This window comes from Janthinobacterium sp. Mn2066 (assembly GCF_049319705.1).
In the GTDB taxonomy this organism is placed as follows: domain Bacteria; phylum Pseudomonadota; class Gammaproteobacteria; order Burkholderiales; family Burkholderiaceae_D; genus Janthinobacterium.
On the sequence record NZ_JBMOUF010000005.1, the window covers coordinates 288,710 to 303,709 of the forward strand.

Annotated in this window: 15 protein-coding genes; 7 read left to right on the forward strand and 8 right to left on the reverse strand. The window is 63.9% G+C overall.

The genetic code is table 11. The features are described 5' to 3' along the window. The first annotated feature begins 4 nt into the window (after positions 1-4). Both ACL9RI_RS11800 and ACL9RI_RS11805 read left to right on the forward strand, forming a co-directional pair. Positions 5-907: a hypothetical protein gene (locus ACL9RI_RS11800; RefSeq protein WP_422726759.1), complete on the forward strand. Its 903-nt coding sequence runs from the start codon at positions 5-7 to the stop codon at positions 905-907. 193 nt (positions 908-1,100) lie between these two features. Then, positions 1,101-1,691: a DUF1439 domain-containing protein gene (locus tag ACL9RI_RS11805; RefSeq protein ID WP_422726760.1), complete on the forward strand. Its 591-nt coding sequence runs from the start codon at positions 1,101-1,103 to the stop codon at positions 1,689-1,691. 210 nt (positions 1,692-1,901) lie between these two features. On the opposite strand, the gene lpxO is transcribed toward ACL9RI_RS11805, so the two are convergent. Beyond that, positions 1,902-2,801, reverse strand: a complete 900-nt coding sequence (lpxO, locus tag ACL9RI_RS11810; RefSeq protein ID WP_422726761.1) for a lipid A hydroxylase LpxO — start codon at positions 2,799-2,801, stop codon at positions 1,902-1,904. A 735-nt stretch (positions 2,802-3,536) separates the two neighbouring features. Here lpxO and ACL9RI_RS11815 point away from each other — a divergent pair. Next, positions 3,537-5,156, forward strand: coding sequence for a methyl-accepting chemotaxis protein (locus tag ACL9RI_RS11815; protein ID WP_422726762.1), 1,620 nt, complete (start codon positions 3,537-3,539; stop codon positions 5,154-5,156). Positions 5,157-5,234: 78 nt separating this feature from the next. Next, positions 5,235-5,783 carry a type II CAAX prenyl endopeptidase Rce1 family protein gene (locus ACL9RI_RS11820; protein ID WP_422726763.1) on the forward strand — a complete coding sequence of 183 codons (549 nt, stop codon included), beginning with the start codon at positions 5,235-5,237 and terminating at the stop codon, positions 5,781-5,783. Here the strand turns inward: ACL9RI_RS11820 and ACL9RI_RS11825 are convergent. Next, positions 5,780-7,264: an MFS transporter gene (locus ACL9RI_RS11825; protein ID WP_422726764.1), complete on the reverse strand. Its 1,485-nt coding sequence runs from the start codon at positions 7,262-7,264 to the stop codon at positions 5,780-5,782. The two genes, ACL9RI_RS11820 and ACL9RI_RS11825, sit on opposite strands and share 4 nt — an antisense overlap. Positions 7,265-7,388: 124 nt before the next feature. Between ACL9RI_RS11825 and ACL9RI_RS11830 the strand changes: the two genes are divergently transcribed. The 3 genes from ACL9RI_RS11830 to purT all read left to right on the forward strand — a co-directional run bounded on the left by ACL9RI_RS11830 (position 7,389) and on the right by purT (position 10,216). Beyond that, entirely contained in the window at positions 7,389-8,279 is an 891-nt protein-coding gene (locus ACL9RI_RS11830) for a LysR substrate-binding domain-containing protein (protein WP_422726765.1), read from the forward strand. Between the two features lie 82 nt (positions 8,280-8,361). Beyond that, positions 8,362-8,862, forward strand: coding sequence for a VOC family protein (locus ACL9RI_RS11835; protein ID WP_422726902.1), 501 nt, complete (start codon positions 8,362-8,364; stop codon positions 8,860-8,862). A gap of 133 nt (positions 8,863-8,995) precedes the next feature. Then, complete coding sequence (gene purT, locus ACL9RI_RS11840; RefSeq protein ID WP_422726766.1) at positions 8,996-10,216, forward strand: formate-dependent phosphoribosylglycinamide formyltransferase; 1,221 nt, start codon at positions 8,996-8,998, stop codon at positions 10,214-10,216. Here the strand turns inward: purT and ACL9RI_RS11845 are convergent. The 6 genes from ACL9RI_RS11845 to ACL9RI_RS11870 are packed head-to-tail and all read right to left on the reverse strand — an operon-like array spanning position 10,213 to position 14,916. Continuing rightward, positions 10,213-10,911, reverse strand: a complete 699-nt coding sequence (locus tag ACL9RI_RS11845; RefSeq protein ID WP_422726767.1) for an ABC transporter permease — start codon at positions 10,909-10,911, stop codon at positions 10,213-10,215. The two genes, purT and ACL9RI_RS11845, sit on opposite strands and share 4 nt — an antisense overlap. Beyond that, on the reverse strand, positions 10,908-12,173 hold the full coding sequence (locus ACL9RI_RS11850; RefSeq protein ID WP_422726768.1) for a glycosyltransferase: 1,266 nt from the start codon (positions 12,171-12,173) through the stop codon (positions 10,908-10,910). The genes ACL9RI_RS11845 and ACL9RI_RS11850 overlap by 4 nt, the downstream gene beginning before the upstream one ends. Then, positions 12,146-13,003, reverse strand: a complete 858-nt coding sequence (locus tag ACL9RI_RS11855; RefSeq protein WP_422726769.1) for a hydrolase 1, exosortase A system-associated — start codon at positions 13,001-13,003, stop codon at positions 12,146-12,148. The genes ACL9RI_RS11850 and ACL9RI_RS11855 overlap by 28 nt, the downstream gene beginning before the upstream one ends. After that, entirely contained in the window at positions 12,996-13,877 is an 882-nt protein-coding gene (locus tag ACL9RI_RS11860) for a hydrolase 2, exosortase A system-associated (protein ID WP_422726770.1), read from the reverse strand. Before ACL9RI_RS11860 ends, ACL9RI_RS11855 begins: the two co-directional genes overlap by 8 nt. Then, positions 13,874-14,149 carry an acyl carrier protein gene (locus ACL9RI_RS11865; RefSeq protein ID WP_422726771.1) on the reverse strand — a complete coding sequence of 92 codons (276 nt, stop codon included), beginning with the start codon at positions 14,147-14,149 and terminating at the stop codon, positions 13,874-13,876. The genes ACL9RI_RS11860 and ACL9RI_RS11865 overlap by 4 nt, the downstream gene beginning before the upstream one ends. Further along, positions 14,122-14,916: a hypothetical protein gene (locus tag ACL9RI_RS11870; RefSeq protein ID WP_422726772.1), complete on the reverse strand. Its 795-nt coding sequence runs from the start codon at positions 14,914-14,916 to the stop codon at positions 14,122-14,124. Before ACL9RI_RS11870 ends, ACL9RI_RS11865 begins: the two co-directional genes overlap by 28 nt. Positions 14,917-15,000 lie beyond the last annotated feature (84 nt).

Sequence of the window (15,000 nt, forward strand, 5' to 3'; positions counted from 1 at the left end):
ACCTATGCAAGCTACACAACTATCCGCGACGGACCTGAACCACTCGGGGGTGTCATGGGGCGCCGTTTTTGCTGGCGCCGCGGCCGCCGCTGCGCTGTCCTTCATCCTGCTGATCCTCGGCGTGGGCCTGGGCCTGTCGTCCGTCTCGCCCTGGTCCTTCAATGCCACGGCCATCGGCGTGTCGACCATCGCCTGGCTGGCTTTCATGCAACTGGCTGCCTCGGGCATCGGCGGCTATCTGGCGGGCCGCTTGCGCGTGAAATGGAGCAGCGTGCACGTCGATGAAGTGCATTTCCGCGACACGGCGCATGGCTTGCTGGCCTGGGCCGTGGCCACCCTGATCACCGTGGCCGTGCTGGCTGGCGGCACGCGGGCCGTACTGAGCGGCGCCATCGAAGCGGGCAGTGGCGTGGCGCAAGCTGTGGCGCCTGCGGGTGCAGTGGCAGCGGCCAAGGCAGGCGAGGGCGGCGCCGGCCATGCCGGCAATCCACTCGATTATTTCTCCGATACCTTGCTGCGCAGCGCGGCTACGACCACCGACGCTGGCGTGACCACCGCCGACCAGCGCGGTGAAATCGGCAAGATCATCGCCACCAGCATCGGCAATGGCAGCTTGTCTGCCGATGACCGCGCCTACCTGGGCCAGCTGGTCGCCAAGCGTACCGGCCTGAGCCAGGCCGAGGCCGAAGCGCGCGTCGACGCCGTCTACAACCGCGCCGCGAAGGCCGCGGCGGACGCCAAGGCGGCTGCCCAGCAAGCGGCGGAGACAGCGCGAAAAGCGGGCGCCCATACGGCCCTGTGGATGTTCGTGGCCCTGTTGCTTGGCGCCTTTGTGGCGAGCCTGGCAGCCACCTGGGGCGGCCGCCAGCGCGACCATGAGCGCGTCTTGCGCCAGGTTTCCATCTAACTATGTTTTCAGGGAGATCATTATGCGTTCCATTCTTTTGCTGCTGCTCGGTATTCCGCTGCCCATCGTGATCCTGATTGCCTTGTTCGTCCGTTAACAAGGATCAGGCAAACAAAGCAACACGGCGCCCCTGGCAGCAAGGGCGCCGTTTGTGTTGATACGGGCTGGTGTGTAAGATGTACGCACCTTGTTGATGATGTTGAAGAAAACCACCATGAATGTGCTTGCCGTACGTCCCCTCCTGAAAACCTTTTCCGTGGCCGCGCTTGCCTGCGCCGTGCTGGCTTCCTGCTCGACCCTGATCGGGCCGCGCGATGTGAATTTGTCGCTCGGCAAGATGCAGCAAGGCCTCGATCGCCGCTTCCCGATCGACAAGCGCGTGCTGTCCGTGATCGATGTGAAACTCTCGCATCCGCAACTGGCGATGCAGCCCGAACGCGACCGTATCGCCCTGTCGCTGGACGCCGACGTGGCGCCGCCCTTCATCCGCAAGTCCTGGCATGGCAGCCTGGCCATCTCGGGCCGTCTGACCTTCAACCCGCAGCGCAATGCCGTCTACCTGAACGACGCCAGCGTGGACAAGGTGGGCATCGATGGCATGGATGAAGGCCAGCAGCGCCAGTTCGCCAAGATCGCCAGCCTGGTAGCCGACCAGTTGCTGCATGAAACGCCGATCTACACCTTCAAGCCCGACGAGCTGCGCTACGCCGGCGTGCAATTCGTGCCGACCCAAATCAGGACCACCAGCGACGGGCTGGTGGTGACGGTGGAACCGGCGAAGTAAAAATATTGATACTTGGCGCTGCTTTGCCTTATTTCCAACCCAAAAGCAAAGACTGGGGTCGGTCACTTCGTGATCGGAATGTGCCTCACTGAGGCACATTCCCCCTGAGGGTACGACCCCGGTAGTTTCGCCGTTGGGGGTGATTAAACGAAACAAGCCGCCCGAGGGCGGCTTGTTGCGTTTGGAACCAGCAATATCAGATAAAGCAGATCAGATAAAGTAGATCAGAGCGACGATGGCCACGATCAACGCGACCTTGGACAACTGGTATGCCGTCTTGTTCCACGCCTTGAACTGGCGGCGGTACTGGCCCATGGCCCAGGAAATGCGGAACAGCTTGCTCACGCCGCCAACCTGGTCGCCCAGTTCGTTGGGCGAGGCGGCGGCCGTCATCAGGGTGCGGCCCAGCCAGCGGTTCAAGCCCTGTGCCCAGCGGTAGCGCATCGGGCGCTCGATATCGCAAAACAGGATGATGCGGTCGCTGTCGGCGTCATTGCGGGCCGAGTGGATATAAGTTTCATCGAACATCACGGCCAGGCCGTCGCGCCAGCTGTGGCGCTGGCCATCGACGTCGATGTAGCAGCGGTCATCGTTCGGCGTCTGCAAGCCCAGGTGGTAGCGCAGGGAACCGGCGAACGGGTCGCGGTGCGGGTTCAGCTTGCCGCCCTTGGGCAATTCCGCAAACATGGCGGCCTTGATCGACGGAATCGATTGCAGCAGCGCATAGGTTTGCGGGCACATCTGCTGTGCCGACGGGTGGTTCGCGTCGTACCATTTCAGGTAAAAACGCTTCCAGCCATATTTAAAGAAGGAATTGAAACCCACGTCATCGTTCTTTTCCGCCGCCTTGATCTTTTTCAGCTCCTGCATGCGCAGCGCTTCATCGCGGATGATGTGCCAGTTCTGCTGCAGCGGCGCCAGTTCAGGGAAGTCGGCAACGGCCAGGTAAGGCGTGGCCGGGACTTTCGAAAAGACATGCATGAACAGGTTCAGCGGCGCCATGAACGACGAATGGTCGAACAGCTGGCGGCGGAACGGCAGGCGCACCTTGCCACGAAAATGAATATGTAAAACAGAAATTACAAAAATGCCCAACAAGGCCCACTTCATACCACACCCCGATTGTAAAGAATGGGGCAATTATATACAGTTAATCGGCCCCTTACCCCTGACGCAGGTGAAGGAATCCTGAAGTCATGCCTCTGGCGGGTGGGGGCTTGGCTGTTTTTATTAGGCTATGTCACCGACAGATGTGGGAACTCTCCCAGGGATTTGTATTCCCTCCAGGCGTTGATGTCGAGAAAGCTTGGCGAACTGCGCGATCAATATCTGCCATTGCGGTTGTAGCATGGCGGCCTCCCTGGTTGACTGGTCTGATCAGTCAGGCCTCAGCCTTGCAGCAAGATTCCCCTATTTATTGAGGACAGAGCCTTTTATTACACACTTCCCATGCCTGCCTGAGCCAGGCGCGTTACTGCAGAGGGTGGACTGCCGGACTGCTTGATAAATTGAAAAAATTGTCTTTTGGTAACATTTGTCCCCTTGTTTGACGCACGTCAAGACATAAAATATGGATTCAGGAGAACATGGGATATTGCTGCTGGGATATAATTCCGGCCGCTCACGCGCATAGGCGTGACGCCGCATTGATAACAATGCCAAAAAAGCACTGCCACCGAAAGTTACAATATCTGACTGCCTAAAAAATGCCAGCCAGACAGTGATGCCTGATCTTTCCTGATATACGGCATCGCACAGCGACGGATACGCGCTACCAGCACACTCCTCATGCATGGAGCTGCGGGACATATTTCAATGATTGATAAGTTGGACATAGGAAACTCAATGAAGACATTCAATAGTCTGACGATAGGCGCTCGCCTTTCCGCTGGCTTTGGCGCACTGATCGTGCTGATGCTGCTACTGGCGGCGTTTGCGCTGCTGCGCATCGGCGCCATCGCGGATGCCGTCAGCGCCCAGGAACAGGTACGGCAGGAAAAACTCGAACCGCTGTATGTGGCGCGCGAAGCACTCGACCAGACGGGCCTGGCGGCCCGCAACGCCTATATTTTCCATGAGCGCGAGGCGGCCGACCGGGAACTCGATATCCTCGACCGGCAACGGGAGCGCTACCTGAATGCGCTGGCCCAGCTGGCGCCCAGGTTTGAGGGCGATCCGCAATTTAACAAGGTCAGCACGGGCCTGAAGGCGATGGCGAAGGAATTGCAGCGCCCGCGCAAGTTCCGCGAAACGGGGCAGATGGAGCAATACGGCAGTTTCCTGGTCAATGAATGCAGCCCCTTGCGGCGCCAGATCGTCAGCGATATCGATACCATGCTCAAATCGGTGCAGGGCGAATCGAACCTGGCCAGCGAGACCGCGCGCGCCATCTACAGCCATTCACTGCGCTGGATCGCGCTGCTGGCGGTGGCCAGTGTGCTGGTGTGCATCGTGATTGCGACGGTGATTACGCGCGGCTTGTGGCGCCAGCTCGGTGGCGAACCTGCTGACGCAGCCGCCATCGCGGAACGCATCGCCCATGGCGAACTCGATATTGAAGTGGCAACGCGCAGCGGCGATGACAGCAGCCTGCTGTTTGCCATCAAGACCATGCGCGACAAGCTGGCGGCCATCGTCGGCAAGGTGCGCCAGGGAACGGAAAGCATCGCCACGGCATCGACCGAAATCGCCTCGGGCAACCGCGATCTGTCGCAGCGCACCGAGCAGCAGGCCGGCTCGCTCGAAGAGGTGGCCTCGTCGATGGAACAATTGATTACGGCCGTGCGCCAGAACGCCGATAACGCCCAGCAGGCGAACTTGCTGGCGCGCGAAGCATCCAGGGTCTCGGAGCAGGGCGGCAAGGCGGTGGCCGAAGTGGTGCAGACGATGGGCCTGATCCATGCTTCGTCGAACAAGATCGTCGATATCATCGGCGTGATCGACAGCATTGCCTTCCAAACCAATATCCTGGCCTTGAACGCAGCCGTGGAAGCGGCCCGCGCCGGTGAACAGGGGCGCGGTTTCGCCGTGGTCGCCACCGAAGTGCGCAGCCTGGCGCAGCGTTCGGCCGCCGCCGCCCGTGAAATCAAGCTGCTGATCGACGATTCCGTCAGCAAGGTGGGCACGGGCACGGTGCTGGTCGAACAGGCGGGCGCCACCATGCACGAGGTGGTGGCCGGCATCGCCCGGGTGACGGGCATCATGGCCGAGATCAGCCACGCCACGCAGGAACAGGGCGCCGGCATCGAACAGGTCAACCGCGCCATCGTCGACATGGACCGGGTCACGCAGCAAAATGCGGCGCTGGTGGAACAGGCGGCCGCGGCCGCCCAGGAATTGCAGCAGCAGGCGGCCCAGCTGGAGCAGGAAGTGGGCATCTTCAAGCTGGCGCACACGCCGGCAAGTGTGCCGCGTGCCCGGCAGGAACAAAGCCCGCAGCGTGCGCTGCGCCTGGCCACCCGCTGACGGTCATCGCGCCGCCAGGTGCGCGCAGGTTTGCTATTCCGCGCTACAATGAAAGCTGGATCATTGCCAGGAAATACCATGCAAGCGCGCAGCAGCGATGACGTTGTCAATCCGGAAGGTATCGAGCTGGTGCACAAGCCGTCGCCGCCCGTATTGAAACTGGCCCTGGCCGGACTCGGCTGGGGTGTGCTGACTTGTCTGCTGTGTTTTGTCATTCTGACACTGACCAAGTGGCTGCTGCCGCCCGAATACTGGGGCGCGCATACGGGGCTGGCCAAGTTCAAGCGCGAAATGTCGCTGCCGCTGCTGGTGTTCTGGGTCATCATTTATTCGCCGATCCTGGAAACCTTCCTCGGCCAGCTGCTGCCGCTGGAAATCCTCAAGCGCATGCGCGTGAACCGGCAATGGAGCATTTTTATCGGCGCCATTATCTGGGGCATCGTCCATTACCTGAGCGGCGGCTTGCTGCACGCCATCGTCGCCCTCGGTTCCGGCGCCATGTTCAGCTTTGTCTACCTGCGCTACCGCGAGCAGGGCGTGGCCGCCGCCTACACCACCACGGCCTTTTCGCGCGCCTGCAACAACACGGCCATCCTGATCGCCATCTCGTTTGGCCTGGACGCCTAAGTTTTCCCTTTTTTCAATAAATACAGCACCAGTGCCGCCAGCACCACCGCCAGGCCCGACAGGCACCCCAGCATGGCGCGGAAGGCGCCGTCATACGCTGCCCGCAGCACTTGCTGTTGGCCCGGTAATAATGCGGCGGCCTGCTGTAAATCGCCCAGCGCGGCGCGGCTGGCCGCTGCCAGCAGGGGCAGATCGGGCGGCAGCAGCTGGCCCAGGCGCAGGGCGATCAGGCCCGCCAGCGTGGCGCCAGCCACGGCCAGCGCCATGCCATCGGCGCTGACGCGCACGGTATTGAAGATGCCCGTCGCCATGCCGACCCGCTCTGCCTCCACCACGCTGAGCGCCATGCCATCCATCAAGCCCCAGGGCAAGCCGATGCCCACACCGATCAGCAGCAGCGGCAAGATTAACGCTGGATCACTGCCGTGCGCCATCACCACGGCCAGCCAGGCCAGGCCGGCAGCTGTCAGCAGCAAACCCGCTGCGCACAGGGTCGCCGCGCTGCACCAGCGCAATAGCCAGGCGGCCAGCATCGGCACGCACAATAGCGGCGCGGCCAGGGCGATCATCAGACGGCCCGCTGCCAAAGGTGTATCGCCATCGACGCCGATAAAGCGGCCCGGCAGCATGATAATCAGCACGATGAACAAAAAGGCGGGCGAGGCGGCCAGCACTTGCACGCCCACGAAGTGGGGTTGACGGAACAGCGACAAGTCCAGCATCGGCTGGGCCGTCTTGCGCTCGATCCTGACGAACAGGCCAGACAGCAGCAGCGCTGCGGCCAGCGGCAGCCAGACGCTGGCGCTGGACCAGCCATGTTCGGGCGCTTCCAGCATGGCAAAAGTCAGCAGCCCCAGCGCCGCGCTGAAACTGATGGCGCCGGGCCAGTCCAGGCGGCCGCCAGCCTGGGGCTGGTCGTTTGGCACGCTGACGGCCACCAGCAGCAAGCCCAGCAGGCCCAATACGGCGGTGGCGTAAAAGACGGCTGGCCAATCGGCCCATGCCAGCATGGCGCCCGCCGCCAGCGGGCCGAAAGCCAGGCCCAGGCCGAAGGTGGCGCCCAGCAGGCTCATGATGCGGTTGCGGGCCGCGCCGTGGAACAGGGGCGCCAGCGACGACATGGCGGCGGCGAAAGCCGCGGCGCCACCGAGTCCCTGCACGAAGCGCAGCACGGAGATGAGCAACACGGAGGGGGCGGCGGCGATGGCGACCGTGGCTCCGCAAAACACCAGCAGGCCCGCCAGCCATACGCGGCGCCTGCCCAGCAAGTCGGTCAGGCTGCCGGCCACCATCATGGCGCTGCCATAGCTGAGGATATAGGCATTGATGACCCAGTTCAGGGTGGAGGCGCTGGCCCCCGGCCCGGCGCTGAGGGCGGGCAGCACCACGGCCGGGCCCGTAAAGCACAGGGGGATCAGCAGGCCCGTCAGGCAGGCTGCCAGTACTTGCAGCAATAATCGGAATGAACAGGGAACAGCCATGGCGAACTCATACGTAAAGAAAGAGCGCAGAGTATGGCCGTACTGTGATTAAAGAAAAATAGGCTAAACTGATCAACATATCGGACATATTTGTCTTGAATTAAGTTGTCAAAACGGGAGCAACATGGAAGGTTTGCATGGCATGGCCATGTTTGTGCAGGTGGCCGACAGCGGCAGTTTTTCGGCCACCGGCCGCCAGCTGGGCTTGTCATCGTCGGCAGTGGGCAAAAGTATCGCCCGCATGGAGGCGCGGCTGGGCGTGCGCCTGTTCCAGCGCAGCACGCGCCACCTGGCGCTGACGGCGGAAGGCGCCAAGTTCCTCGACCGCTGCAAGCGCATCCTGGCCGAGGTGGAAGCGGCCGAGCAGGAACTGAGCGAGTCGAACCGCGCACCCAGCGGACGCCTGCGCATCAGCCTGCCACGTTACAGCGGGCTGTTCGAGCCAGTTATTCTTGCCTTCATGCAAGCCTATCCCGCCATCGAACTCGATCTCGATTTCTCTGACGAACTGGTCAATGTGGTGGGTGATGGTTATGACGCCGTCTTGCGCAGCGGGGAACTCGATGATTCCGGCCTGACGCGGCGGCGCCTGTGCACCTTCCGCCGCCTGCTGGTGGCTTCGCCCGGCTATTTGGCGCAACACGGGCGGCCAGCCAGTCCTTCGGAGCTGGTGCAGCATACGCGCCTGCAATACCGTTTTCCCGCCACCGGGCGGCTGGAAACCTGGCCGATGGCGGACGAGGACTTGCCTTTGGCGCCGGGCATGGTCTGCAACAGCGTGGAAATGCGCGTGTTCCTGGCCGTGCAGGGGCAGGGTATCGCCTATCTGCCCGCGTTTACGGTGCAGCGCGAGCTGGCGGCGGGCCAGTTGGAGACCGTACTGGACGATTGCACGCCACAGCAAGCGAGTTTCTGGCTGCTATGGCCGGCCAGCCGCCATATGCCGCCACGGCTGCGCGTGTTCATTGATTTCCTGGTGGAACACTTCAACGGCCGCGCTTTCGGGGTGCCGTGAGGGTGTCTTGATTAGTGCGCCATGCGGCGCGCGAAATGCCTATATTGGATGCACTTCCACGTTTTACCCGACGAAAGGAGGCATCATGCAACGCATCCAGAAAATCACGCCCTGTTTATGGTTCGATGGCCACGCCGAGGCGGCGGCGCGCTTTTATACGGGCATCTTTCCCAATTCCAGGATTGGCCAGCTCAGTTATTACAGCGAGGAGGGCCAGGAAATCCACGGCCAGCAGCCGGGCAGCGTCTTGACCGTCGCCTTTGAACTGGACGGCCAGACGTTTACAGGCTTGAATGGCGGCCCGCTGTTCCAGTTTACGGAAGCGATTTCGTTCCAGGTCAATTGCGAAACCCAGGATGAGGTCGACCATTACTGGGAACAATTATCCGAGAGCGGGCCGAAACAGGCGCAGCAATGCGGCTGGCTCAAGGACCAGTTCGGCGTTTCGTGGCAAATCGTGCCCGTGATCCTGCCGAAATTGCTGAGCGACCCCGATCCCGTCAAGGCCCAGCGCGTGATGAGAGCCATGCTGGGCATGAAGAAGCTGGATATCGAGGCGCTCAAGCGCGCGTATGCGGGCTAAATCTGCCGGGTAAAAGCGGGCCCGCACAGTCAGCTGCACATTGCGCGGCTTGCACGATAGCGGCCGCACCCTGCCCAAAGCGGCCTGCATTTGTTATAGTCCGGGCCATCCCTCGTTCACCATGCTCCTTTCCATGACCAACGCCATCCAGACTCCCCGCACCTTCGGTACTCCCCTGTCGTCCACCGCCATCAAAGTCATGCTGCTCGGTTCCGGTGAACTGGGCAAGGAAGTGATCATCTCCTTGCAGCGCCTGGGCGTGGAAGTGATTGCCGTCGACCGTTATCCGAACGCCCCCGGCCATCCGGTGGCGCACCGTTCGCACGTGATCGACATGAGCGACGGCGTGGCGTTAGCTGCCCTGATCGATCTGGAAAAGCCGGACCTGATCGTGCCGGAAATCGAAGCCATCGCCACCGACACCCTGGCCGCGCTGGAAGCGGCGGGCCAGATCACCTGCATCCCGAATGCGCGCGCCGCCGTGCTGACGATGAACCGCGAAGGCATACGCTGCCTGGCCGCCGAAGAGCTGGGAGTAGCGACCTCGCCCTACCGCTTCGCCAGCAGCTTGCAGGAATTGCAGCTCGCCTGCCAGGAAATCGGCTTCCCCTGCGTGGTGAAACCCGTCATGTCGTCCTCGGGCAAGGGGCAGTCCAGGCTCGATGGCGCGCACGACGTGGAAACGGCGTGGAATTATGCGGCCAGCGGCGGGCGTGTCGATTCGGGCCGCGTGATCGTCGAGGGTTTCATCGATTTCGACTATGAAATCACCTTGCTGACGGTGCGCGCCGTCGGCGCATCGGGACAGGTCGAGACGCAGTTTTGCGAGCCGATCGGCCATCGCCAGGTGCACGGCGATTACGTGGAATCGTGGCAGCCGGCACGCATGGCGCCGCTGGCGCTGGAGCGTTCGCGCGAGATCGCGCGCAAGGTGACGGACAACCTGGGCGGCCTGGGCCTGTTCGGCGTGGAGCTGTTCGTCAAGGGCGACATGGTGTGGTTCTCGGAAGTGAGCCCCCGTCCGCACGACACGGGCATGGTCACCATGGCCAGCCAGCTGCAAAGCGAATTTGAATTGCACGCCAAGGCGATCCTGGGCTTGCCCGTCAACGTGGCGCTGCGCTCGCCGGCAGCCTCGGCCGTGATCTACGGCCAGCTGGAAGCGAAGGGCATCGCCTTCGAAGGCGTGGCCGAGGCCTTGAGCGTGCCGGGCGCCGACTTGCGCCTGTTCGGCAAGCCCGAATCGTTCGCCCGCCGCCGCATGGGCGTGGCGCTGGCCACCGCCGATGATATCGATACGGCGCGCGAACGTGCCGTGCTGGCGGCATCGAAGGTCAGGCCCGTCGCCCGCTAATCTGCTTGCCCGTCAGGGATTTCAGGCGCCGCTTCGGTGGCGGGCTGCGCTGGCGGCGCTTGCAACGGCGTTTGCAACGGCTCTTGCCACTGGCCCGCTTTTTTCAGCTGGTTTTTTAACCCTGGCAGCGGAAAACCCAGCGCATAAGCCTTGTGTGCGTACACCAGCGCTTGTGCGTAATCTTTTTTCTTCATATACATCAGCCCCAGGTTGTACTGGGTGCTGGCTTGTTCGGGCGCCAGGCGGCCTGCCTCGCGCAACTGTTCCAGCGCGGCGTCCTGCTGGCCCGTCGCCAGCAGATAGCTGCCGAACACGGAGCGCGCCGTCGCGTCGGCGGGCACGTAGGCGATGGCCCGCTCGAAATAACAGTTGATCGTGTAGCGCGCCCCCACCGGTTGCACGCTCTTGTCGCGCAAGCCCAGCCTGGCCATGGCCGACAGGGCCCGGTGATGATTGGGGAAGTGCTCCAGCGTGTAGCTGATATCGTTGCCCAGGCTGCCCGTCATGCCTTTCACCAGTTTTTCCACGCCCTGATTAAAATGGAATTGCTCGACCACCGTCAGGCCGCTACGGTCTTGGGCATTCGTATAGTCGCCGCCCGGATCGTGCTTGACGTAGGGCGGACAAGTTGTACTGGCCATGGCGCAGCAAGGCATCCACAAAGGCATCCATAACACCAGCGCGCTGATTTTCATGACGGACTCCGTTGGCAAACCTCATGCAGCAGCGTCGCCAGGGCGCCGGCCCGGGCTGAGCGCGATTGCAGTGCGATCGATTCAGGGCTGGCCAGCGGCGCCTGGCCCTGGCGCGCCAGCGCGATGAAATGCATCAGGGCGCGCGCGCAATCGCTGGCGCTGTCCAGCTGGCCAATGGTGCCGATGCCGCAGGCGCGCAGCCTGGCCGCGCTATCGCCGGCCGCATCGGTCAACGCCAGCACGGGCCGGCGGCAGCGCAGGTATTCATACAGCTTGGCGGGAATCTGCTGATTGCAATTGGCTGCCTGCAGCAACAGCAAACCGTCTGCCGCCTGCATTTCTTGCAGCGCCGCCGCGTGGGTTTGCAGGGGTGCCAAGGTGACCAGGCCGGTGATGCCGTATTGGACCAGCAGGGTGGCCAGCCACGCATCGTGGCCGGTGGCGCGCAGCAGCAGCTGGAAATTACGCGGTGCCAGCATACCCTGTTGATGCAGCATGGCCAGCGCCGCGAACAGCGGCCGCGGATCGCGTTCGGACGGATAGATCACGCCGCTGTGCAGCAGCACGAAACGTTCGCCAGTGCTGTCTTCATGCGTTGTGGCGGGCTGGTAGTCTTCTTCGTCATGGCCATTTTCAATCAGCACGCAATGCCGCTGCGGCAAGCGCCGGCGGTGCATGCTCACGGCACCCGGCGTCGTGCAGACGACGGCGCTGCTGCGGGCCGCGATGCGCTGCTCGATCCAGCCGTGCAGGCGGTACAGGCGCGGATCGGCCGGATAGGGCGCAGCGCTGTCGCTGTCGTCCAGCATGGGGTCGCGCTGGTCGGCGATCCATGGCAGGCCGCTCAGTTTTTGCAGGGTGAGGGCGATCAAGTGGGCGGTGGCGATCGGGTAGGTGGACCAGATCGCGTCGGGCCGGTATTGTTTAATCATGCGCAGGCCGGCCGGCACGGCGCTCAGCCACCATGAACTCCAGCGGTCGGGCAGCGCCAGCCAGCGCGGATAACGGCCCCTGAACGCCAGGTGGCGGCCCGCGTCCAGCGCCAGGCTGCGGTGCACGATGGTGTAGTTGTCGTGATCCAGTTCTCCTTTTTGTCCATACGCGGCAGGGCTGGGACACAGCAGCAGCGGCTGCCAGCCATGCCTGGGCAAATGGCGGACAAAGCCCTGGGTGCGCAAGATGCCGCTGCCGCCCTGCAGCGGCGGGTAGTGATAGGCGATCATCAGCACGCGCCTTACCATGATGCCATCCAGTCCCCGCATGCCTGTTCGACCTGGGCACGCCAGGCGGCGCTGGCAAAGGTATGGTTGGCGCCGGCGATCCGCACTTGCCGCCATTGCGGCGAGCCGGCCAGCGCGCGCCAGGCCCCGGACGCCTTGATCAGTTCATCCCATTCGCGGGCGCCCAGGTCGTCGCCGCTGAGGATGATGCACACCTTGCCGCGAAACCGGTGCAGCGCGTGGTACAGGTCCGCCTGCGGCAGTTCGGCCTCGACAAGTGCGGCATCGGCCGCCGTGCTGCGCAGGCTGGCCAGGCTGCTTGCCAGTTGAAAGCGTCCGGCAGCGAGCTTGCGCCAGAAATCGCGCTGGACCAGGCGGCGCAGATAATAATGGCGCAGGGTGGTCCGCGCCAGGCCGGCCGGGCTGCGCACCCAGGGGTTGAGCAACACCAGCCCGGCGATACGGGGATCGCGTGGCGCATGGCAGGCGGCGGCCGTGGCGCCGTCGCACAGCCCCCATAGCACGACCTCGCGCAGTGCCGGCACGCTATGGAAGAACTGGATCAGCGCGCTGTCGATGTCGGCGGCGATGGCCGTGTAATCGCGCCGCTCGCCTTCCGAGTCGCCCATGCCCCGGTAATCGAAGCGCAGCACGGGGAACCCCTGGGCGGCCAGCACCCGTGCCAGCAAGGTGAACTGGCGGTGGCTGCCGGCCCGGTATTGCGGCCCGCCTGTGACGATCAGCACGCCGCGTGGTGCGGGGCGGCGCGGCAGGCTGAGGATACCAAGCAGGCGCGCCTGATGCTCTTCCTCGCCGCAGCGAAAACGCAGCGCCAGTTCGTGGCCATGCAGCGCTTGATGGTCTTCAGCCATGCGGCACGCTCCCCGCTTCAGTGAGCCAGTCGCTGCACAGCTGGCGCGTGGCCTGCAGCAGCTGCGGGCATTCCATGATCTCCGCGCTGGACCAGAAAGCGCCATCGCCGTAGGCGGCGAGTTGCAGCGGTGCGCCTGCTTGTGTGCCTTCCTCGCGCCACTGCTGGACCAGGCGTGCTGCGGGCGCCGGCAAGGTTGTTGCGCTGGCGCTGTACTCAAGCCAGTAGACGGGCATCGTGGGCGCCAGCCTGGCGGCATCGAGTTCGTCGATGGTCTGCACCAGCTCGGGCGCCAAAGTATAGCCAGCCACTTCGATGGCGTGGCCGGCCGCCAGCTGCGCGCGCGCGTGGCCCGCCGCTTCTTGCTGGCCGTTGTCGGCCAGCATGCGCGCCGCCAGGCGCAGGCGCAGGAACTGGTCCATGCTGCGCCGGCCCGACAGTTCGGGCTGCCACAGCAGCAAACGGGCCAGCGGCACGGGCGGATGGCGGGCGATGTCGAGCGCCAGCAGCGCGCCCAGGCGCAGCCCCCACAGGGTCAGTGGTCCGCTGACTCTTTGCTGCAGCCAGGCGCAGGCCAGGTGCACGTCGTTGCGCCAGGTGGGCCAGCGCGCATCGGCAAAATCGCCGCTGCTGTCGCCGCAGCCATGCAGGTCGATCTGCAGCACGCTGTAGCCCGCATCGGCAAAGGCGCGCGCCTGCAGCGCCGCCACGCGCCGGCTTTTATTGAGTTCTTCCGCGAACGGATGCAGATACACGATGCCGCCGCGCGGCGGCTGGCTGGGCGCCGGCAGGTGCAGCAGGCAATAGCGCTGGCCAGCGCTGGCGGGCAGAAAGAAGGGCAGCAGGCTGGCGCTTGAACGCATCGAACGCATCATGTCATCAGCCTGGAAGCCAGCCTGGCGCGCACGAAGTCTGTCAGGCTGCCCACGGTGGCGAAGTGGCGCGCATGGATCTCGTCGTCGGCCACCTCGAAGCCGAACTGGCCTTCCAGCGCGGCGATGACGCTGATGACGGCCATCGAATCGAGTTCTGGCAGGCTGCCCAGCAGCGGCGTTTGCGCCGTCAGGGGCCGCGCGCCCAGTCCCAGGCTCAGGCGCAGCAGCTGGTGGACGGCGACGCCTACGGTGTCTGTTTCAGGATGCGGCATGTCAGCTCCAGGGAGGGAATGTGCGGCAAGCCGCTGGTGTCGAAAATGAAGCGGGGGAAGCTGTCGGCCCGGCGCGACAGGTGTACATAAGGCGGGCGGCTGGCCAGCATCCATTGCCAGCGCCCGCAGCGCAAAAAGGTGGCCGTGCCCAGGTCCAGCGTGCCCAGGCGTGCATGGGCAGCCAGCGAGGCCCGGTTGAAACGCGAGATGCGGCTGCACGACCAGCGCACGCCTTGACCATGCAGCAGCGCATTGGCTTCTTCCCACAGGCGGGCGAAGACCAGGCCGCCGCGCAGGTCCGGGTGCACCCAGACGTCGAGATCCCACGATGCTTGCGGCGATGGCAGCAGGTAGCGGGCGCGCACCTCGTCTTCCTGGCACGCGCCGTGCACCATCCACAGCCAGCCGGCCAGCGGCAGGTTCGAAGAACTGGCCAGCAGGCAGCGCGCACCCTGGCGGAAGCGCGCCTGCAAGGCGGCTGGTGGACGTGGCGGGCCTGGCGGCAGCGTCTCGATATCCATGCACGGCGTCACCACGACAGCCTTGCCGCGCCCGCCGCACAGGGTGCCGGGCGCCACGGCCTGCGCCACGAACTGGTAGCGGTGCAGGGCGCAGTGCCCGCCTGGCAACCGCTGCAGCAGGCGCGCCAGCGCGTGCCAGACGGCATCGCGCCAGCCCAGTTCGGCGATGCTGTTGCGGATGCGGTGTGTGGTGTTGAGCGGCATGGCGGTCACGCTGGAGGCGCCTGGGAAGGCTACGCTATTCATTAGAGCGCAGCGGGGCGGAGCAGTGTTGCGTTGTCTCAAGCTGTCGCGCTTGCTGCTTTAGTTGATAAAAATCAATGTCCGCCT